The following is a 17,511-nucleotide window of genomic DNA, read 5'->3' on the forward strand; positions in this document are numbered from 1 at the left end:
CCGTTGATCGAATCCACGAATAAAATCCGCGCCATGGCCGCTGCCGACGTCAATGTCAATTTCACGAACCAGTTTCTGATCGCCATGCCCGGCATGGGCGGAGACACGTTCGCCGGCACCGTCGTCTACCTCTGCGAACACACCGAAAAGGGTGCGCTCGGCCTGGTCATCAACAAGCCGATCGACATCACGCTGAAAAACCTGTTCGAAAAGGTCGAGCTGCCGCTCGATCGCGAGGATCTGGCGCAGACGCCGGTCTTTTTCGGCGGGCCGGTGCAGACCGAGCGCGGCTTCGTGCTGCACGAGCCGCAGGAGGATGAAACGGGCCAGTACAGCTCGTCTCTGAAGATTCCGGGCGGGCTCGAGATGACGACCAGCAAGGATGTGCTCGAGGCATTGGCCAGCGGTGCCGGCCCGAAGAAGGTGCTGGTGACGCTCGGCTACAGCGGCTGGGGGGCCGGGCAGCTGGAGGACGAGATGAGCCGCAACAGCTGGATCAATGTGGCCGCCGCGCCCGACATCATCTTCGATACGCCGGTTGAGCAGCGCTACGACAAGGCCTTGTCGCTGCTCGGCATCGACGTGCGCATGTTGAGCCAGGAAGCCGGCCACGCATGAAGCCGCGCCAACCGCCCGGCGCCGTGCCGGCCGCTGCGACTGCGGCGCAGTCGTTCCTTGCATTCGACTATGGCGAGCGGCGGGTCGGTGCCGCCGCCGGCAACAGCCTGACCGGTTCGGCGCAGCCGCTGCGCACGATTTCTCTCGAAGGTGATGCCCGGTTTGCCGCGATCGGTGCGCTGATCGACGAATGGCAGCCGGCCGCGCTGGTGGTCGGCATTCCGTTCCACCCCGACGGCGCGGCGCATCAGAATACCCATCGCGCGCGGCGGTTTGCGCGCCAGCTGCAGGGCCGTTTTGCATTGCCGGTGCACGAGGTCGACGAACGTTATACGACCACCGATGCCGTAGCCGGCGGCGCAACCGACCTCGATGCGGCATCCGCGGCGATCATCCTCGAGCAATATCTGCGTACATTGAAATGACTTTTCTCCGTAGCACCTGCTGCGCCAGCCGAGCATGAGCACGACGCTCGACGCGGAGGCGCTTTACCAGAAGCTGCTCGAGGGCGTGCGCGCGCTGCGACGGCCCGATGCGGTGCTGGTCGGCGTCTGGTCGGGTGGCGCCTGGCTGGCCGAACGGCTGCAGCGCGATCTGCAGCTGCCAGGCGAACACGGCGTGATCTCGAGCGCATTGCACCGCGACGATTTCGGCTCGCGCGGACTGGCTGCCGGAGCCGACCCGACCCGATTGCCGTTCGAGATCGAGAACAGCCACATCCTGCTGATCGACGATGTGCTCGATACCGGCCGCACGGTGCGTGCGGTGGTCAATGAATTGTTCGATTTCGGCCGGCCGGCCAGTGTCGACCTTGCGGTTCTGGTCGACCGTGGCGGCCGTGAACTGCCAATCCAGCCCGGCTTTGCCGCCGCGTCGACCAGCCTGCCGCCGAACCAGCGTCTGTCGCTGATGCGCGACGAATCCGGCCGGCTCAGTTTCGACATCCTCTGACGCGCCGCCGCCGGGAACCCGCCACGATGTTGTACAGACGAAATCCGCAGCTCAATGCCAACGGCGAACTGATCCACCTGCTGTCGGTCGAGGGCTTGCCGCGCGCGGTGATCCACCAGATCCTCGATACCGCCGGCAGCTTCCTCAGCGTCAACGACCGCGAGGTGAAGAAGGTGCCGCTGCTGCGCGGCAAGAGCCTGTTCAACCTGTTTTTCGAGAACAGCACGCGCACCCGCACGACGTTCGAGATCGCCGCGAAGCGCTTGTCGGCCGACGTCATCAACCTCGATATCTCGCGTTCGTCGACCGCGAAGGGCGAAAGCCTGCTCGACACGATCGCCAACCTGTCGGCGATGCATGCCGACATGTTCGTCGTGCGCCATGCGGAGAGCGGCGCGCCGTATCTGATCGCGCAGCATGTCGCGCCGCATGTGCATGTGATCAATGCCGGCGACGGGCGGCATTCGCACCCGACGCAGGGTCTGCTCGACATGTACACGATCCGCCACTTCAAGAAGGATTTCAGCCAGCTGACGGTGGCGGTGGTCGGCGACATCGTGCACTCGCGCGTCGCCCGTTCCGACATCCATGCGCTGACCATCCTCGGCGTGCCGGAGATCCGCGCGGTCGGCCCGAAGACACTGGTGCCGGCCGATTTCCGCGAGATGGGCGTGCGCGTCTGCCACGACATGGAAGAGGGCATCCGCGATGCAGACGTGATCATCATGCTGCGGCTGCAGAACGAGCGGATGAGCGGCGCGATGCTGCCGAGCGCCGGTGAATTTTTCAAGAGTTTCGGGTTGACGCCGGAAAAGCTCGCGGTTGCCAAACCCGATGCGATCGTGATGCATCCGGGGCCGATCAACCGCGGCGTCGAGATCGACTCGGCGGTCGCCGACGGCAAGCAGAGCGTGATCCTGCCGCAGGTGACGTTCGGCATCGCGGTGCGGATGGCGGTGATGTCGATCATTGCCGGGAACAGCGCATGAACCTGTTGATCCGCAACGGCCGGGTGATCGATCCCGCAAGCGGCCGCGATGAATTCGCCGATCTGCTGATCGCCGCCGGCCGCATCGTCGGCATCGGCAACGACCTCGATGCCAGCCGTGCCGAGCGCACGATCGATGCCACCGGCCTGGTGGTTGCTCCCGGCCTCGTCGACCTGGCCGCGCGTCTGCGCGAGCCCGGCCATGAACACGAAGGCATGCTCGAGAGCGAGCTGAATGCCGCGGCGGCCGGCGGCGTGACCAGCCTGGTCTGCCCGCCCGATACCGATCCGGTGCTCGACGAGCCGGGGCTGGTCGAGATGCTGAAATTCCGTGCCCGCAAGCTCAGTCGCTGCCGGCTGTTCCCGCTTGGCGCGCTGACGCGTGGCCTGGCCGGCGAGGTGCTGACCGAGATGGCCGAGCTGACCGAGGCCGGCTGCATCGGTTTTTCGCAGGCCGAGGTCGCGGTCACCGATACGCAGGTGCTGCAGCGTGCGCTGCAATATGCGTCGACCTTCGGCTATACGGTGTGGTTGCGGCCGCAGGACAAATGGCTCGGTGGCGGCGTTGCCGCCAGCGGCCCGGTGGCGACCCGGCTCGGCCTGACCGGTGTGCCGGTGATTGCCGAGACGATCGCGCTGCACACGATCATCGAACTGGTGCGCAGCACCGGCGCGCGGGTCCATCTGTGCCGCCTGTCGAGCGCGGCTGGCGTCGCGCTGGTCCGCGCCGCGAAGGCCGAGGGCCTGCCAGTCAGCTGTGACGTCAGCGTCAATTCGCTGCACCTCAGCGATGTCGACATCGGCTATTTCGAGTCGTCGATGCGGCTGACACCGCCGCTGCGGCAGCAGCGTGACCGCGATGCGCTGCGCGCCGGCCTGGCCGACGGCACGATCGATGCGCTGGTCAGCGACCACACGCCGGTCGACGAGGATGCGAAGACGCTGCCGTTTGCCGAGGCCGAGCCGGGTGCGAGCGGGCTCGAGATGCTGCTCAGCCTGGCGCTGAAATGGGGCGATGATGCCTTTGCCGATCCGCGCGCCGGCCTGCACCGCGCGCTGGCCAGCGTCACCTGCGAGCCGGTGCGGGTGCTCGGCGACTCGCTCGGCTCGTTGGCGGTCAGCGCCGGCCGGCTGGTCGAGGGCGGCGTCGGCGATGTCTGCGTCTTCGACCCGGCATGTCACTGGCGGGTCGAGCCGGCCGCATTGCGCAGCCAGGGCCGCCACACGCCGTTTTCCGGCTATGAATTGCCGGGGCAGGTCGTCGCGACGGTGGTGGCCGGCAACCTGGCCTACGAACGCGGCGTCGACCAGCCTGCACTCTGATGGCGGCGTCGCCGCTGTGGCGCGGCCTGCGCGCCGTCGGGCGGCTGTCGCGGACTTCGGTCCATGTGCTGCACGGGCTGGCGATCACGCTGCTGCTGTTTCCGCGCCTCGATGCGCAGGCGCGGGCAGCGAAGATCCGCTGGTGGTCGCTGAAGGTGCTGCGGTTGATGGGTGTGGAATTGCTGCATCACGGCTTCGCACGCCCCGGTGCGAAGCTGCTGGTCGCCAACCACGTATCGTGGATGGACATCCTGGCGATCCACGCCGTCTGTCCCGATGCACGTTTTGTCTCGAAATCCGATGTCCGGCGCTGGCCGCTGCTCGGCGTGCTGGTCGCCGCTGCCGGCACCTTGTTCATCGAGCGCGAGCGCAAGCGCGATGCGCTGCGTGTCGTGCACCGGATGGCCGAGGCCTTGCAGGCCGGCGAGACGGTGGCGATCTTCCCGGAAGGCACGACCACCGACGGCAGCATGCTGCTGCCCTTTCATGCCAATCTGTTGCAGGCAGCGATTGCCAGCGAGACGCCGGTGCAGCCGGTAGCGCTGGCCTATGCGGATGCCGAGCATCCGATCAGCCGCGCGGTCAGCTTCGTCGGCGAGACGACGCTGGTGCAGAGTCTGTGGCGGACCGCCAATGCGCAGCAGCTGCGGGTGTCGGTGCAGTTGCTGCCGGCACGGTCGGTGCGGCATGCGGACCGGCGCCGTTTGGCCTTGACGCTGGTCGGCGATATCGCCGCGGCGATCAATGTCCCCGCAGCGTCGGCCGAGGTTTAGCGGCGTTGCCTCAGCCCTTGCCCTGACTGGCAACCGCCGCTGCGGCCTTCGCCGCAGCCTCCGGGTCGCCGAGGTAACGGCTGCCGAGCGGCTTCAGGTCGGCATCGAGTTCATAGACAAGCGGGATGCCGTTCGGAATGTTCAGCCCGACGATGTCCTCGTCACTGACCTGATCGAGGTGTTTGACCAGCGCGCGCATGCTGTTGCCGTGGGCGGCGATCAGCACGCGCTTGCCGCTGCGGATTGCCGGCGCGATGTCCGCATCCCACAGCGGCAGCACGCGGGCAACGGTGTCCTTCAGGCATTCGGTCAATGGCAGCTGGCCCGCTTCGAGCGAGGCATAACGGCGATCGTTGCGCTCCGAACGCGGATCGTCGGCTTCCAGCGCCGGCGGCGGCGTGTCGTAGCTGCGGCGCCAGACCAGCACCTGCTCGTCGCCGTATTTCTTCGCCGTCTCGGCCTTGTTCAGGCCCTGCAGCGCGCCGTAGTGGCGCTCGTTCAGGCGCCATTCATTGACCACCGGCAGCCAGGTCCGGTCGAGTTCGTCGAGGGCATGCCACAAGGTCCAGATCGCGCGCTTCAGCACCGAGGTGTAGGCGATGTCGAAATCGAAGCCTTCTGACTTCAGCAAGCGGCCGGCCTGGCGCGCCTGCTCGACACCGGTATCGGTCAGCTCGACGTCGGTCCAGCCGGTAAAACGGTTCTCCAGGTTCCAGGTCGATTCGCCGTGGCGAATCAGCACGAGTTTGTACATGGGTGGTCTCGGTAGCGGGGACGGGCGCCCCCTGAGCGGCGAAGGGAGAGACAAATTCTATAATCCCGGGTTGCTCCCAACGACCCGCGGACCGTGGGCCCCCCTCGTGAAATTCTTCATCGACAACTGGTTTCTCTTCGTCACCGCAATCGCATCCGGCGGGCTGCTGCTGTGGCCGATGCTTTCGCGCGGCAGCGTCGGCGGCAAGCTCAGTGTCAGCGAGGCGGTGCGTCTGATCAACCGCGAGAAGGCGACGCTGATCGATGTCAGCGAGCCAGCGGACTTCGCCAGCGCGCATCCGGTGGGCGCCCGCAACGTGCCGCTGTCGGTGCTCGAAAAGTCGACCGACCTGCCGAAAAACAAGTCCTTGCCGATCGTGGTGGTGTGCCCGAGCGGCGCGCGCGCAACGCGCGGCGTCGCTATCCTGCGCAAGCTCGGCTACGAAAAGGCGCAGGTTCTCGGTGGCGGTCTCGCCGCCTGGCGCGAGGCCAACCTGCCGATCGAGAAAGCCGCCTGACCATCCACCATTTATCCATGTCACCAGTCAAGATCTTCACCACGGCGGTATGCCCGTTCTGCATCCATGCGAAACAACTGCTGCAGCAGCGCGGCGTCAGCGAGATGAACGAGATCCGCGTCGACCTCGATCCGCAGCAGCGGCAGGTGATGATGGAATTGACTGGCCGCCGCACGGTGCCGCAGATCTTCATCGGCGACACCCATGTCGGCGGCTGTGACGATCTGGTCGCGCTCGACCGTGCCGGCAAACTGACGCCGCTGCTCGGCGGCGCCTGAGCGGCCAGCGATAATCGTCGCCCGATACGCCCGCGGCCCTGGCGGCGGGCGTTTTCGCATCCCCATACTTTTGCCCCTCACGCAGAGAAACCATTCATGGCCGACGACCTCCAGAATCCCGCCAACTCCGGCAACTCCGGCACCACCGAGAATGCTGAACCGATGTTCCAGATCCAGCGCCTGTACCTGAAGGACCTGTCGCTCGAGCAGCCGAATTCGCCGCAGATCCTGCTCGAGCAGGCGCAGCCGCAAGTCGACATCAACCTCGGCCTCGGTGCCGAAAGCGTCGGCGACGGCATGTTCGAGGTGTCGGTCACCGCCACCGTGACGACCAAGGTCAACGACAAGGTGCTGTTCCTGGTCGAGGCGAAGCAGGCCGGCATCTTCGAGATCCGCAACATTCCGGACGAGCAGCTGCAGCCGATCATCGGCATCGCCTGCCCGAACATCATCTATCCGTATCTGCGCGCGATCGTCTCGGATGTCTGCACCCGCGCCGGCTTCCCGCCGGTGGTGCTCAGCGAGATGAATTTCCAGGCAATGTACGAAGCCCAGCAGGCCCAGCAGGCGCAGGCTGCTGCCGATGGTGCGGGTGCCAGCATCAACTGACGCTGCACCGGTCCGGGCGCCGCAGCCCGGACCGGCCGCGCCCGGACGATGAACGTCACCGTGCTCGGTGCCGGCGCCTGGGGGACGGCGCTGGCGATCCAGGCCTGTCAGCGCCATGCGCTGCGCCTGTGGGCGCGGGACCCGGCGCAGGTCGACCAGATGCGCGCCCAGCGCTGCAATGTGCGCTACCTCGACGGCGCGCCGCTGCCGGCGCCGCTGCAGATCAGCGCCGATCTGGCGGCTTCGCTGGCCCATGCCGATGGCGGCCTGATCGTCATCGCGACGCCGATGTCCGGCCTGCACGAGATGCTGCGGGCAATCCAGACGCTGTCCGATCCGGCGACGCCGGTGGTCTGGCTTTGCAAGGGCTTCCAGCAGGGCACCGGCCTGCTCGGTCACGAGGTGGCTGCGCTGCTGCTGCCGCAGCGCGCGGTCGGCATCCTGTCGGGGCCGAGTTTTGCGATCGAGGTGGCGCGCAACCAGCCGACCGCGCTGGTCGCCGCCAGCGCCAGCGAAGTACTGTGCGAACGTGCGGTCGAGGCCTTTCACAGCGAGACGCTGCGGGTCTATACCTCTGATGATCCGATCGGCGTCGAAGTCGGCGGCGCGGTGAAAAACGTGCTGGCGATCGCCACCGGCATTGCCGACGGCATGCCGCGCGACGGCGCAGTGGACGATGCCACGACCGGACTTGGCCTGAATGCGCGGGCCGCATTGATCACGCGCGGGCTGGCCGAGATGAGCCGGCTCGGTGTCGCGCTCGGTGCGCGGCCGGAGACCTTCATGGGGCTGTCCGGGCTCGGCGACCTCGTGCTGACCGCAACCGGCGCGTTGTCACGCAATCGCCAGGTCGGCTTGCGGCTGGCGCGCGGCCAGCCGCTGGCGGAGATCCTGGCCGAACTCGGCCATGTCGCCGAGGGCGTCTACAGCGCCGCGATGGTGCTGAGGCGGGCGCAGAAACTCGGCATCGAGATGCCGATCACGCAGGCCGTCGTGTCGGTCGTCGAGGGGCGCTCGAGCGCCGCGCAGGCGCTCGGCGAGCTGATGGCGCGCGAGTCGCGCAGCGAATCCTGAGGCCCGCGCGCAAGCTGCCGGCCGCTTCAGACCGCGCCGTCGTAGCCGCAGTCGCGCCAGGCGGCAAACACCGCAACCGCCACCGCATTGCTCAGGTTCAGGCTGCGCTGGCCGGGCCGCATCGGCAGGCGGACCCGTCGATCGGCCGGAAAACCGTCCCGCAAGCCCGCCGGCAGGCCGGCCGTCTCCGATCCGAAAACCAGCCAGTCGCCAGGCTGCCAGCGGATTTCCGGCAGCAGCGCGCTGCCGCGTGTCGTGAAGGCGAAGACGCGACCGCCGGCAGCGTCGGCGCGGCGTTGCAGCGCCGGCCAGTCGGCATGCCGTTCGACCGCAGCATATTCGTGGTAATCGAGCCCGGCACGCTGCAGCAGCCGGTCCTCCATCGAAAAGCCGAGCGGCTCGACCAGGTGCAGCCTGCAGCCGGTATTGGCGGCCAGCCGGATCACATTGCCGGTATTCGGCGGGATTTCCGGATGAACGAGGACAATGTTGAACATGCCTGATTGTCTGCCGGCTCGACCCTTTTGCCGCATTGCGGCGTGCTCGTCGCCGCATTCAATCGCCCGGCGGCGGTGTCCGCGCCAGCGCCCAGACCTGCACCCGCGCGGCACCCGCCTGGCGCAGCACACGCGCCAGTTCGCCGGCAGTAGCGCCGGTCGTCAACACATCGTCGACGATGACGACGTCGCGGCCTGCCAGTTCGGCGCGGCGCCGGGGTTCGATCGCGAATGCGCCGCGGACGTTGGCCAGGCGCTGCGCCAGCGGCAGCGACAGTTGTGGCGGGGTCTCGCGGATGCGCAGCAGCAGGTCCGGGCTGGCGGCGATGCCGAGCCGACGGGCCAGCCGGCGGGTCAGCTCCCAGGCCTGGTTGTAGCCGCGTTCGTGCATCCGGCGCAGGCCGATCGGTGCCGGCAGCAGCAGATCGAACGTCGGCGGACCCGCGTCCTGCGCCGCAGCGAGCAGGCGGTCGGCCAGCGCGTCGCCGAGGTCGAGTGCATCGTGGAACTTGAAGCGCGTGATCAGGCCATCCCACGGTGCGCCATAGTCGACCGCGGCGAGCGCCGCATCGAACGGCGGCGGCGCGAGCAGACAGGCACCACAAGTGGCGACCGACTCCGGCACCGGCAACGCACAGCGTGCGCAGCGGTGGCGCAGTGCGCCGAACCGGGTGATGCAGGCATCACACAGCCGCGACCATCCCCAGCCATGGCAGATGGCGCATTGCGATGGCCAGCGGCCGGCCCGGTATGCCCACATCACGGCAATACTACGGTGCGCCGTGGCTGAACGGGCAATTGATCCGGCGGCGCTGCGCGCCCAGCTGCGGCGGCTGCTGCAGGTCCACGGCAACGGCGGGCCTTGGCTGCACCGCGAGGTCGGGAAACGGATGGCGCAACGCCTGCTGCTGGTGCGCAAGCGCCCGCAGCACATCCTCGAATGGGCGGGCATGCTCGGCGGCAGCGACGAGGTGTTGTCTGCGACCTATCCGGATGCCGCGCGCACGGTCGTCGAGCCCGACGAGGCCTGGGCGGCGCTGACCCGGGCGCTGTGCCGGCCTGCGTGGTGGTCGCCACGGCGCTGGAGCGGCGCTGCGACGAACGTCATCACCGCCGCCGATGCCGTGCCGGCTGAATCGTGTCAGCTGGTCTGGGCGAACATGGTGTTGCACGGCGAGATCGACCCGCCGCGGCTGCTGCAGCGCTGGTACGACGCACTGCAGGTCGGCGGCTTTCTGATGTTTTCGAGCCTCGGGCCGGATACGCTGAAGCAGCTGCGGCCCATTTATTCGGAACTCGGCTGGGGGCCGCCTGGCGCCGACTTCGTCGACATGCACGACCTCGGCGACATGCTGGTGCAGTGCGGGTTCGCCGATCCGGTGATGGACCAGGAGACACTGACGCTGACCTGGGCGAGCGCAGGCGAACTGCTGGCCGAATTGCGCGGTCTCGGCGGCAATGTCTCGCCGAACCGCCATCCCGGCCTGCGCACGCCGCGTTGGCGCGCCGGACTGGAAGCCGGGCTGCAGCGGCTGCGCGGCCCGGACGGCCGCCTGGCGCTGACGTTCGAGGTCGCCTATGGCCATGCGTTCAAGGTCGAACGGCACCGCCGCGATGCCGAGCAGAGCACGGTCAGCCTCGACGAGATGCGCAAACTTGTCCGCGAGCCGCGCCGCCTCGAACGCTGAGTCTGCAGGCTGGGCTAAAATCCGCTGCTGGTCCGGGTGCGTTGGCGCCCGTATCGTGCGCAACCCGTGCTGCTGCAGCGATCATGCGAGGCATGCCTGTGTTGCCGAATGGTCGGATTCCCACGCAGTAGCACATGTCGGCAACAACCTCCCGCATCGATATCGCTGTCGCTCGACCTGACAGGCGCTGGCAGTTCGGTCGCGAAACGTCCGATGCCACCGGCGACTGGCAGATCGAATGGCTGCTCAAGCGCAATTGCTCGCTGGCACCGGCGCAGATGCTGGGCCTGTTTGCGGCCCTGTGTGTGGTGTCGTTGTCGATCGCGCTGTTTTTCTGGCTGCAGGGCGCGACGCTGGTGATGCCGTTTGCCTGGCTCGAGTTGATCGCGGTCGGCGGCGCGATGCTGCTGTATGCCCGCCATGCGGCCGATCGTGAGCGCATCGAATTGCACAATGACATGTTGACCGTCGAACACGCCTGCGGCAACCGCCTCGAGCGGGTCGAGTTCCAGGCCGCCTGGGTGCGCATCGAGCCGCGCACCGGCGATCACTCGCTGGTCGAGTTGACCGGCCAGGGACGACGCATCTTCGTCGGCCGTTTTGTCCGACCCGAATTGCGGCGCAAGCTCGCCGACGAATTGCGCGCGGCGCTGCGCCGGCCCAACCCACGGCTCGTCCAGGCCGTTTGAGAATCAATCCGAAAAACTGAACTGAACTCATGATGAAGACGACGAAAACGCTGGTGCAGCGGGCGGTTCTATGGGGCACGCGAGCGGGTATCGGGCTTGGCCTGGGCATGGCGACGATGGTGGCTCATGCCATCAATGACCTGCCGGGAGGCCCAGCCGTCAACCAGCTGAACCTGCACCCGCCGGTGACGCGGATTGCCGCCGATCAGCAATGGCTGCACAACTTCATCATGATCATCTGCCTGCTGATCTTCATCGGCGTTTTCGGCGTGATGTTCTATTCGATCCTGAAGCACCGCAAATCCAAGGGTGCGAAGTCGGCGAATTTCCATGAAAGCACGACGGTCGAGATCATCTGGACGATCGTGCCGTTCATCATCGTGATCCTGATGGCGCTGCCGGCAACCCGCGTCGTCGTCGCGATGAAGGACACCAGCGCATCGGATCTGACGATCAAGGCCACCGGCATCCAGTGGAAGTGGGGGTATGAGTATCTGAAGGGCGAAGGCGAGGGCATCGGCTTCGTGTCGACGCTCGACAATTCGCATCGCGAGATGTCGAATTCGGGCAAGCCGAGCGGCGACAACTACCTGCTGCAGGTCGACAACCCGCTGGTCGTCCCGGTCGACAAGAAGATCCGCATCATCACGACTGCCAATGACGTGATCCATGCCTGGATGGTGCCGGCCTTCGGCGTCAAGCAGGACGCAATCCCGGGCTTCGTGCGCGACACCTGGTTCCGTGCCGAGAAGGTCGGTGACTTCTACGGCCAGTGCGCCGAGTTGTGCGGCAAGGAACACGCCTACATGCCGATTCACGTGAAGGTGCTGTCGCAGGCCGACTATTCGGCCTGGGTCGCCGGCAAGCAGAAGGAAATGGCCGCGGCGGCCGACGATCCGGCCAAGGTCTGGGATCTGATCCCGTTGGCCTCGCGCGGCGAGAAGGTTTATGCGGCCAACTGCGCGGCCTGCCACCAGGCCGACGGCAAGGGCTCGGCGGCGATCAAGGGCCTCGACGGCTCGACGATGGTGCAGGATGCCGACAAGTCGAAGTCGATCGAGATCGTGATGCACGGCAAGGCAGGTACCGCGATGCCGTCGTGGAAACAGCTCAGCGACACCGAAATCGCTGCCGTGATCACCTACGTGAAAAACAGCTGGTCGAACAAGACCGGCCAGGTGGTGCAGCCGGCCGAAGTGATGTCGTCGCGCAAATAACAGTCAAGAAAACGTTCCCGAGGATTCACGATGAGTGCAGTTCTAGACCCCCACGGCCACGGTCATGCCGATGGCCATGACCACGACCATCACGCACCCACCGGCTGGCGCCGCTGGCTGTATGCGACGAACCACAAGGACATCGGCACGATGTACCTGTTGTTCTCGTTCACGATGCTGATGATCGGCGGCATCCTCGCATTGCTGATCCGTCTGGAGCTGTTCCAGCCTGGCCTGCAGTTCGTCAACCCGCAGCTGTTCAACCAGCTGACGACGATGCACGGGCTGATCATGGTGTTCGGCGCGATCATGCCGGCCTTCGTCGGCTTCGCGAACTGGATGATTCCGCTGCAGATCGGCGCGGCCGACATGGCCTTCGCGCGGATGAACAACTTCAGCTTCTGGCTGATGATCCCGGCCGCGATCATGCTGGTCGCCTCGTTCTTCATGCCCGGCGGCGCGCCGGCGGCAGGCTGGACGCTGTATGCGCCGCTGACGCTGCAGATGGGCCCGTCGATGGACGCCGGCATCTTCGCGATGCACATCCTCGGCGCCAGCTCGATCATGGGCTCGATCAACATCATCGTCACGGTGCTGAACATGCGCGCACCCGGCATGACGCTGATGAAGATGCCGCTGTTCTGCTGGACCTGGCTGATCACCGCCTACCTGCTGATCGCGGTGATGCCGGTGCTCGCGGGCGCGATCACGATGACGCTGACCGACCGCCACTTCGGCACCAGCTTCTTCAATCCGGCCGGCGGCGGCGACCCGGTGATGTACCAGCACATCTTCTGGTTCTTCGGGCACCCCGAGGTCTACATCATGATCCTGCCGGCGTTCGGCATCGTCAGCGCGATCGTTCCGGCCTTTGCCCGCAAGCGGCTGTTCGGCTACACCTCGATGGTCTATGCGACCGCGTCGATCGCGATCCTGTCGTTCATCGTCTGGGCGCACCACATGTTCACGACCGGCATGCCGGTCACCGGCCAGCTGTTCTTCATGTACGCGACGATGCTGATCGCGGTGCCCACCGGCGTGAAGATCTTCAACTGGATCGCGACGATGTGGCGCGGCTCGATGACCTTCGAGACGCCGATGCTGTTCGCGGTCGGCTTCATCTTCGTCTTCACGATGGGTGGCTTCACCGGGCTGATCCTGTCGGCCGCGCCGGTCGACATCCAGTTGCAGGACACCTATTACGTCGTTGCCCACTTCCACTATGTGCTGGTTGCCGGCTCGCTGTATGCGCTGTTCGCCGGCGTCTATTACTGGGGCCCGAAGTGGACCGGCGTGATGTACAGCGAGACCCGCGGCAAGATCCACTTCTGGGGTTCGCTGATTGCCTTCAACGTCACCTTCTTCCCGATGCACTTCCTCGGACTGGCCGGCATGCCGCGTCGTTATGCCGACTATCCGATGCAGTTCGCCGATTTCAACCTGATCGCGTCGCTCGGCGCATTCTGGTTCGGCCTGATGCAGGTCTATTTCTTCCTGTTCATCGTCGTTCCGATGATGCGCGGCAAGGGCGAGCCGGCACCGCAGAAGCCTTGGGAAGGCGCCGAAGGCCTGGAGTGGGAAGTGCCGTCGCCGGCGCCGTTCCACACCTTCGAGGAGCCGCCGAAGCTGAACGCCAACGCCACCCGCATCATCGGCACGTCGGCAAGTTCGCATTGATCGGATGACGCCAAAAGAGAAACAGAAAAAGCAGAACCTGCGGCTGGCGCTGATCCTGGCGTCGGTGGCGCTGGTATTCCTGATCGGCTTCGTCGCGAAGGCGACCTTGTTCGGTCTTTGAAACCTCGCCCACGCCGCCTGCTGCCCATCACCATGAAGCAACCTGACCATCGCCCGGATCGTGCCGCTGCCGCCCTCGGCAGCGACAACCGCCGCATGGTCGGCAAGCTTCTGGTGATTGCCGCGCTGATGTTTGCCTTCGGTTATGCGCTGATCCCGATCTACCGCTCGATCTGCGATGCACTCGGCATCAATGTGCTGTCGCTGGCCGAACTGAATATCCCGGGTGCGGCGGCCAAGCCGTCGGAAATCGGCAATACGCAGGTCGACCGCAGCCGGCGCATTTCGGTCGAGTTCGATGCCAATGCGCGCGGGCCGTGGGAATTCAAGCCGGCGGTCAGCAGCGTCGAGGTTCATCCGGGCGAACTGGCCACGGTGATGTACGAATTCCGCAATCTGCAGAACCGCACGATGACCGCGCAGGCGCTGCCGAGTTATGCGCCGAAGCAGGCGAGTGCGTATTTCAACAAGCTCGAATGTTTCTGTTTCAACGAATATACGCTCGCACCGGGTGAATCCAAGCAGTGGCCGGTGGTGTTCGTGATCGATCCGAAACTGCCGAAGGATGTCGGGACGATCACGCTGTCGTATACCTTTTTCGAGGTCGGTGGCCGCACGCCGCCGGCACCCGACAGCGTCGCCGCGGTCGGCAAGGGAGCGGGTTCGTGAGCGCCTCGGACCTGCGCTCGGCGGTGCGCCGCAAGGCGTCGTTTTTGCAGACGATGAAGGCGGTCGGCTGGTCGTTTTTCGGTGTGCGCAAGTCGGCCGACTACGAACGCGACCTCGGCGAGCTCAATCCGGTCCACCTGGCGATTGCCGGGGTGCTCGGTGCTGTGGTCTTCATCGCGGTATTGTTGGTGTTGGTGAACTGGGTACTGTCGAGCGGCGTTGCGGCCTGATGCGGGGCGCGGCTCGCTGGTAGATTGAATCGATAAGGCGGCGCTGCCGGGGGAAACCCGGCGGGCCGGGTAATTGACGAGTTTCAGGATTTCAGGATTTCAGGAGAAAACATGTCGGCAGCGGCACATACCGGGCATTCGAACCCACCCTATTATTTCGTTCCGTCGCCATCGAGTTATCCGGTGCTGGCGTCGGTCGGCCTGTTCTTCGTGATCCTCGGCGCCGGCCAATGGATCAATGGCGCAACCTGGGGCGCCTGGTCGCTGGCCGGCGGCCTGCTGATGTGGGCGCTGGTGCTGACGGCCTGGTTCCGCGCGGCGATCAACGAGAGCGAAAGCGGCCTTTACAGCGACCGCATCGATGTCTCGTTCCGCTGGAGCATGAGCTGGTTCATCTTCTCCGAGGTGATGTTCTTCGGCGCGTTTTTCGGCGCGTTGTTCTGGACCCGGTTGTATGCGGTGCCCAGCCTCGGCAGCCTCGAAAATGCCGTGTTGTGGCCCGACTTCAAGGCGATCTGGCCAAGCGTGCAGGCCGGTGCCACCGCGTCTCCGGCCGGCATCGTCGAACCGTTCCAGACGATGGGCCCATGGCCGCTGCCGACGATCAATACCGCGCTGCTGCTGACCTCGGGCGTGACGCTGACGATTGCCCACCATGCGCTGCTTGCCGGCCACCGCGCGAAGACGATCGCGTTCATGTGGGCGACGGTGCTGCTCGGCGTGGTTTTCCTGTTCGTGCAGGGTTATGAATACAGCCACGCCTATCAGGACCTGAACCTGCGGCTCGATTCCGGCATCTACGGCTCGACGTTCTTCATGCTGACCGGCTTCCACGGCTTCCACGTGTTCGTCGGCATGCTGATGCTGCTGTTCATCACGATCCGCCTGCACAAGGGCCACTTCACGCCGGAGCGGCATTTCGGCTTCGAGGGCGCGGCCTGGTACTGGCACTTCGTCGACGTCGTCTGGCTCGGCCTGTACATCATCGTCTACTGGTTCTGACCGCGGGCGCCGCGGCGCCGGCAAGACAAGAGGCCGCGTTGCGCGGCCTTTTTTATCTCTCCGGTCGATGCCGACTTCGGCCGCCGGCTTGCTCAGCGCAGCGGGATGCCGGTCGGTGCGATCCAGCCGAGCTTGTAGCTCATCAGCACGAACAGGAACAGCAGCACCGAAACGCCGACGCGCAGCGCCAGCGCGCGCATCATGTCGGGCTTCTTCGTCTTGTGCTCGCTGCTGTCGCGCACCATCGAGACACCGGCATAAGCCAGTGCGCCCAGGATCACCACGAATGCGATGCCGACCAGATACGTCATGGGCAGCAATTATCGGCCTTGCCGGCAGGGCCCGCGATCGGCGGGGCTTTGCTGCGCGGCTGGGCGATCATGAATGATCGCGCACCTCGGTCAGGCGGCGGGGCGCGGCGCTGGCTGATCCTGCTGGCCGCAATCGTCGCTGCGGCCGCGACTGCCCGGCTCGGCATCTGGCAACTCGATCGTGCGGCGCAGAAGGCAGCGCTGCAGCAGGCGATCGAATCGCGCGCCGCGATGCCGCCGTTGCCGCAGTCGGCGCTGGCCGCCACCGCCGATGACGCGGCCGGCCAGCACCAGCGGTTGATCCGTCTGACCGGCCGCTGGCTCGGCGACGCGACTGTTTTTCTCGACAACCGGCAAATCGACGGCCGGCCCGGTTTTTTTGTGCTGACGCCATTGCAGCTGCAGCCGCCGCCTGCGAACGCCGCGCCGCCGGTGTGGGTCTGGGTGCAACGCGGCTGGGTCGCGCGCGACAACAATGACCGGACCCGGCTGCCGGACGTGCCGACCCCGGAAGGCCCGGTCGAGCTGAGCGGGCGCATTGCCACGCCGCCGGCTCGGCTGTTCGAGTTCGCGGCTGAAGAGTCCGGGCCGATCCGGCAGAATCTCGACCTCGACGCCTCGGCGCGGTCGCTTGGCGGCACGGTGTTGCCGCTGACGGTGCTGCAGACTGAAGCCTCGTCCGGCATCGACGACGGCCTGGTCAGGCGCTGGCCGTCGCCGGCCCTCGGCATCGACAAGCACCATGGTTATGCATTCCAGTGGTTTGCGCTGTCGGCGCTGATCATCTGCCTTTATGTCTGGTTCCAACTTGTTCGCCGCTGGCGACCCACGAAACGTGAAGAAGCCTGAGGCACCCGCTGCCCCGCTCGCGATGACGGTGCATGAGATGCAGCCCCCCGATGTCACCGCGGTCCGCCGCACCAGCGTCGGCCGCTGGAAGATGCTCGCGGTGCTGGCGGTCTGCGCCGCACCGGTGATCGCGTCATATCTCGCCTATTACGTCGTCAGGCCGGAAACCCGCACCAATTACAGTGAGCTGATCCTGCCGCCGGTGGCGATACCTGCCAACCTGCCGCTGCGCGACCTGCAGGGCACGCCGGTCGACGCGGTGAGCCTGCATGGCCAGTGGCTGGTCGTGACGGTTGCCGATGCCGCCTGCGACGAGCGCTGCGGCAACAATCTGGTGCTGATGCGCCAACTGCGCGAAACGCTGGGACGCGAGAAAGACCGCGTCGACAAGGTCTGGCTGGTCACCGATCAGGCCACGCCGTCGGAGGAATTGCTGCAGGCCAGCGGCGCCAGCGCATTGCTGGTCGATCGGGCCGAACTGTCGAAGTGGCTGGCGCCAGCGGCCGGTTTTTCGATCGAGGACCATTTGTACATCGTCGACCCGCTCGGCCAGTGGATGATGCGGGTGCCGGCGGATCCGGAGCCGTCTCGGCTGAAGCGCGACCTCGACCGCCTGCTGCGCGCGTCGGCGTCGTGGGACCAGGCAGGGCGCCAGGGCAGCACAGGGCAGCCCTGAC

Annotated in this window: 24 protein-coding genes; 20 read left to right on the top strand and 4 right to left on the bottom strand. The window is 66.1% G+C overall.

Annotated features, from left to right (window positions below; translation table 11 throughout):
• The first annotated feature begins 33 nt into the window (after positions 1-33).
• From ACNH6H_RS16625 to ACNH6H_RS16650, 6 genes are read left to right on the top strand one after another with little or no spacing between them, the layout of a single operon-like run.
• Positions 34-618: a YqgE/AlgH family protein gene (locus ACNH6H_RS16625; protein ID WP_418319223.1), complete on the top strand. Its 585-nt coding sequence runs from the start codon at positions 34-36 to the stop codon at positions 616-618.
• Positions 615-1,043, top strand: coding sequence for a Holliday junction resolvase RuvX (ruvX, locus tag ACNH6H_RS16630; protein ID WP_418319225.1), 429 nt, complete (start codon positions 615-617; stop codon positions 1,041-1,043). Before ACNH6H_RS16625 ends, ruvX begins: the two co-directional genes overlap by 4 nt.
• A 34-nt stretch (positions 1,044-1,077) precedes the next feature.
• Positions 1,078-1,569 carry a bifunctional pyr operon transcriptional regulator/uracil phosphoribosyltransferase PyrR gene (gene pyrR / locus ACNH6H_RS16635; RefSeq protein ID WP_418319226.1) on the top strand — a complete coding sequence of 164 codons (492 nt, stop codon included), beginning with the start codon at positions 1,078-1,080 and terminating at the stop codon, positions 1,567-1,569.
• Positions 1,570-1,595: 26 nt separating this feature from the next.
• Positions 1,596-2,558, top strand: a complete 963-nt coding sequence (locus tag ACNH6H_RS16640) for an aspartate carbamoyltransferase catalytic subunit (RefSeq protein ID WP_418319228.1) — start codon at positions 1,596-1,598, stop codon at positions 2,556-2,558.
• Positions 2,555-3,880 (top strand): dihydroorotase, encoded by a 1,326-nt coding sequence (locus ACNH6H_RS16645; RefSeq protein WP_418319230.1) that lies wholly within the window; start codon positions 2,555-2,557, stop codon positions 3,878-3,880. The genes ACNH6H_RS16640 and ACNH6H_RS16645 overlap by 4 nt, the downstream gene beginning before the upstream one ends.
• Complete coding sequence (locus tag ACNH6H_RS16650) at positions 3,880-4,653, top strand: lysophospholipid acyltransferase family protein (protein ID WP_418319231.1); 774 nt, start codon at positions 3,880-3,882, stop codon at positions 4,651-4,653. The genes ACNH6H_RS16645 and ACNH6H_RS16650 overlap by 1 nt, the downstream gene beginning before the upstream one ends.
• Before the next feature lie 10 nt (positions 4,654-4,663).
• Here the strand turns inward: ACNH6H_RS16650 and gpmA are convergent, their stop codons facing one another.
• Positions 4,664-5,407 (bottom strand): 2,3-diphosphoglycerate-dependent phosphoglycerate mutase, encoded by a 744-nt coding sequence (gene gpmA, locus ACNH6H_RS16655; RefSeq protein WP_418319233.1) that lies wholly within the window; start codon positions 5,405-5,407, stop codon positions 4,664-4,666.
• 106 nt (positions 5,408-5,513) lie between these two features.
• Here gpmA and ACNH6H_RS16660 point away from each other — a divergent pair, with 106 nt between their 5' ends.
• The 4 genes from ACNH6H_RS16660 to ACNH6H_RS16675 all read left to right on the top strand — a co-directional run bounded on the left by ACNH6H_RS16660 (position 5,514) and on the right by ACNH6H_RS16675 (position 7,885).
• Positions 5,514-5,924, top strand: coding sequence for a rhodanese-like domain-containing protein (locus ACNH6H_RS16660; RefSeq protein ID WP_418321368.1), 411 nt, complete (start codon positions 5,514-5,516; stop codon positions 5,922-5,924).
• A 17-nt stretch (positions 5,925-5,941) separates the two neighbouring features.
• Positions 5,942-6,202 carry a glutaredoxin 3 gene (gene grxC, locus ACNH6H_RS16665; RefSeq protein WP_418319235.1) on the top strand — a complete coding sequence of 87 codons (261 nt, stop codon included), beginning with the start codon at positions 5,942-5,944 and terminating at the stop codon, positions 6,200-6,202.
• 96 nt (positions 6,203-6,298) lie between these two features.
• Entirely contained in the window at positions 6,299-6,811 is a 513-nt protein-coding gene (gene secB, locus ACNH6H_RS16670) for a protein-export chaperone SecB (protein ID WP_418319237.1), read from the top strand.
• Between the two features lie 48 nt (positions 6,812-6,859).
• Positions 6,860-7,885, top strand: a complete 1,026-nt coding sequence (locus ACNH6H_RS16675; RefSeq protein WP_418319238.1) for an NAD(P)H-dependent glycerol-3-phosphate dehydrogenase — start codon at positions 6,860-6,862, stop codon at positions 7,883-7,885.
• Between the two features lie 26 nt (positions 7,886-7,911).
• Here the strand turns inward: ACNH6H_RS16675 and ACNH6H_RS16680 are convergent, their stop codons facing one another.
• Positions 7,912-8,382 carry a tRNA (cytidine(34)-2'-O)-methyltransferase gene (locus tag ACNH6H_RS16680; protein WP_418319240.1) on the bottom strand — a complete coding sequence of 157 codons (471 nt, stop codon included), beginning with the start codon at positions 8,380-8,382 and terminating at the stop codon, positions 7,912-7,914.
• A gap of 58 nt (positions 8,383-8,440) precedes the next feature.
• The gene (locus ACNH6H_RS16685; protein WP_418319242.1) at positions 8,441-9,142 is read right to left on the bottom strand and encodes a phosphoribosyltransferase family protein; all 702 of its coding nucleotides are present in this window, start codon (positions 9,140-9,142) and stop codon (positions 8,441-8,443) included.
• 22 nt (positions 9,143-9,164) lie between these two features.
• On the opposite strand from ACNH6H_RS16685, the gene ACNH6H_RS16690 reads away from it, so the two are divergent.
• From ACNH6H_RS16690 to ACNH6H_RS16725, 8 genes are all read left to right on the top strand, one after another.
• Positions 9,165-10,070 carry a class I SAM-dependent methyltransferase gene (locus ACNH6H_RS16690; protein WP_418319243.1) on the top strand — a complete coding sequence of 302 codons (906 nt, stop codon included), beginning with the start codon at positions 9,165-9,167 and terminating at the stop codon, positions 10,068-10,070.
• Between the two features lie 134 nt (positions 10,071-10,204).
• Positions 10,205-10,759 (top strand): DUF2244 domain-containing protein, encoded by a 555-nt coding sequence (locus ACNH6H_RS16695; RefSeq protein WP_418319245.1) that lies wholly within the window; start codon positions 10,205-10,207, stop codon positions 10,757-10,759.
• A gap of 107 nt (positions 10,760-10,866) precedes the next feature.
• Positions 10,867-11,976 (top strand): cytochrome c oxidase subunit II, encoded by a 1,110-nt coding sequence (gene coxB / locus ACNH6H_RS16700; RefSeq protein WP_418321370.1) that lies wholly within the window; start codon positions 10,867-10,869, stop codon positions 11,974-11,976.
• Between the two features lie 30 nt (positions 11,977-12,006).
• Positions 12,007-13,653: a cytochrome c oxidase subunit I gene (gene ctaD, locus ACNH6H_RS16705; RefSeq protein ID WP_418319247.1), complete on the top strand. Its 1,647-nt coding sequence runs from the start codon at positions 12,007-12,009 to the stop codon at positions 13,651-13,653.
• Positions 13,654-13,657: 4 nt separating this feature from the next.
• On the top strand, positions 13,658-13,774 hold the full coding sequence (locus ACNH6H_RS16710; protein ID WP_418319249.1) for a cytochrome oxidase small assembly protein: 117 nt from the start codon (positions 13,658-13,660) through the stop codon (positions 13,772-13,774).
• Positions 13,775-13,806: 32 nt separating this feature from the next.
• On the top strand, positions 13,807-14,442 hold the full coding sequence (locus tag ACNH6H_RS16715; protein ID WP_418319250.1) for a cytochrome c oxidase assembly protein: 636 nt from the start codon (positions 13,807-13,809) through the stop codon (positions 14,440-14,442).
• Positions 14,443-14,495: 53 nt separating this feature from the next.
• A complete protein-coding gene (locus tag ACNH6H_RS16720; protein ID WP_418321372.1) occupies positions 14,496-14,672 on the top strand; it encodes a DUF2970 domain-containing protein in 177 nt (58 codons plus the stop codon).
• 111 nt (positions 14,673-14,783) lie between these two features.
• A complete protein-coding gene (locus ACNH6H_RS16725) occupies positions 14,784-15,674 on the top strand; it encodes a cytochrome c oxidase subunit 3 (protein ID WP_418319252.1) in 891 nt (296 codons plus the stop codon).
• Between the two features lie 92 nt (positions 15,675-15,766).
• Here the strand turns inward: ACNH6H_RS16725 and ACNH6H_RS16730 are convergent, their stop codons facing one another.
• Positions 15,767-15,985, bottom strand: a complete 219-nt coding sequence (locus tag ACNH6H_RS16730) for a DUF2909 domain-containing protein (protein WP_418319253.1) — start codon at positions 15,983-15,985, stop codon at positions 15,767-15,769.
• Positions 15,986-16,054: 69 nt separating this feature from the next.
• Here ACNH6H_RS16730 and ACNH6H_RS16735 point away from each other — a divergent pair, with 69 nt between their 5' ends.
• Both ACNH6H_RS16735 and ACNH6H_RS16740 read left to right on the top strand, forming a co-directional pair.
• A complete protein-coding gene (locus ACNH6H_RS16735; RefSeq protein WP_418319254.1) occupies positions 16,055-16,834 on the top strand; it encodes an SURF1 family protein in 780 nt (259 codons plus the stop codon).
• Positions 16,779-17,510: an SCO family protein gene (locus tag ACNH6H_RS16740; protein WP_418319256.1), complete on the top strand. Its 732-nt coding sequence runs from the start codon at positions 16,779-16,781 to the stop codon at positions 17,508-17,510. The genes ACNH6H_RS16735 and ACNH6H_RS16740 overlap by 56 nt, the downstream gene beginning before the upstream one ends.
• Position 17,511: the final 1 nt, after the last annotated feature.

The organism is Pseudideonella sakaiensis (assembly GCF_048320135.1).
GTDB lineage: Bacteria > Pseudomonadota > Gammaproteobacteria > Burkholderiales > Burkholderiaceae_C > Ideonella_A > Ideonella_A sakaiensis_A.

What these genes read in the sequence shown, in the direction of transcription:
- ACNH6H_RS16645 (WP_418319230.1), top strand. Translation starts at nt 2,555, where the DNA reads ATGAACCTGTTGATCCGCAACGGCCGGGTGATCGATCCCGCAAGCGGC.
- ACNH6H_RS16710 (WP_418319249.1), top strand. Translation starts at nt 13,658, where the DNA reads ATGACGCCAAAAGAGAAACAGAAAAAGCAGAACCTGCGGCTGGCGCTG.
- ACNH6H_RS16680 (WP_418319240.1), bottom strand. Translation starts at nt 8,382, where the DNA reads ATGTTCAACATTGTCCTCGTTCATCCGGAAATCCCGCCGAATACCGGC.
- ACNH6H_RS16725 (WP_418319252.1), top strand. Translation starts at nt 14,784, where the DNA reads ATGTCGGCAGCGGCACATACCGGGCATTCGAACCCACCCTATTATTTC.
- gpmA (WP_418319233.1), bottom strand. Translation starts at nt 5,407, where the DNA reads ATGTACAAACTCGTGCTGATTCGCCACGGCGAATCGACCTGGAACCTG.
- ACNH6H_RS16735 (WP_418319254.1), top strand. Translation starts at nt 16,055, where the DNA reads ATGAATGATCGCGCACCTCGGTCAGGCGGCGGGGCGCGGCGCTGGCTG.
- grxC (WP_418319235.1), top strand. Translation starts at nt 5,942, where the DNA reads ATGTCACCAGTCAAGATCTTCACCACGGCGGTATGCCCGTTCTGCATC.
- ACNH6H_RS16720 (WP_418321372.1), top strand. Translation starts at nt 14,496, where the DNA reads ATGAAGGCGGTCGGCTGGTCGTTTTTCGGTGTGCGCAAGTCGGCCGAC.
- ACNH6H_RS16675 (WP_418319238.1), top strand. Translation starts at nt 6,860, where the DNA reads ATGAACGTCACCGTGCTCGGTGCCGGCGCCTGGGGGACGGCGCTGGCG.
- coxB (WP_418321370.1), top strand. Translation starts at nt 10,867, where the DNA reads ATGGCGACGATGGTGGCTCATGCCATCAATGACCTGCCGGGAGGCCCA.
- ACNH6H_RS16730 (WP_418319253.1), bottom strand. Translation starts at nt 15,985, where the DNA reads ATGACGTATCTGGTCGGCATCGCATTCGTGGTGATCCTGGGCGCACTG.
- ACNH6H_RS16640 (WP_418319228.1), top strand. Translation starts at nt 1,596, where the DNA reads ATGTTGTACAGACGAAATCCGCAGCTCAATGCCAACGGCGAACTGATC.
- ruvX (WP_418319225.1), top strand. Translation starts at nt 615, where the DNA reads ATGAAGCCGCGCCAACCGCCCGGCGCCGTGCCGGCCGCTGCGACTGCG.
- ctaD (WP_418319247.1), top strand. Translation starts at nt 12,007, where the DNA reads ATGAGTGCAGTTCTAGACCCCCACGGCCACGGTCATGCCGATGGCCAT.
- ACNH6H_RS16625 (WP_418319223.1), top strand. Translation starts at nt 34, where the DNA reads ATGGCCGCTGCCGACGTCAATGTCAATTTCACGAACCAGTTTCTGATC.
- ACNH6H_RS16695 (WP_418319245.1), top strand. Translation starts at nt 10,205, where the DNA reads ATGTCGGCAACAACCTCCCGCATCGATATCGCTGTCGCTCGACCTGAC.
- ACNH6H_RS16715 (WP_418319250.1), top strand. Translation starts at nt 13,807, where the DNA reads ATGAAGCAACCTGACCATCGCCCGGATCGTGCCGCTGCCGCCCTCGGC.
- pyrR (WP_418319226.1), top strand. Translation starts at nt 1,078, where the DNA reads ATGAGCACGACGCTCGACGCGGAGGCGCTTTACCAGAAGCTGCTCGAG.
- ACNH6H_RS16650 (WP_418319231.1), top strand. Translation starts at nt 3,880, where the DNA reads ATGGCGGCGTCGCCGCTGTGGCGCGGCCTGCGCGCCGTCGGGCGGCTG.
- ACNH6H_RS16685 (WP_418319242.1), bottom strand. Translation starts at nt 9,142, where the DNA reads ATGTGGGCATACCGGGCCGGCCGCTGGCCATCGCAATGCGCCATCTGC.
- secB (WP_418319237.1), top strand. Translation starts at nt 6,299, where the DNA reads ATGGCCGACGACCTCCAGAATCCCGCCAACTCCGGCAACTCCGGCACC.
- ACNH6H_RS16740 (WP_418319256.1), top strand. Translation starts at nt 16,779, where the DNA reads ATGTCTGGTTCCAACTTGTTCGCCGCTGGCGACCCACGAAACGTGAAG.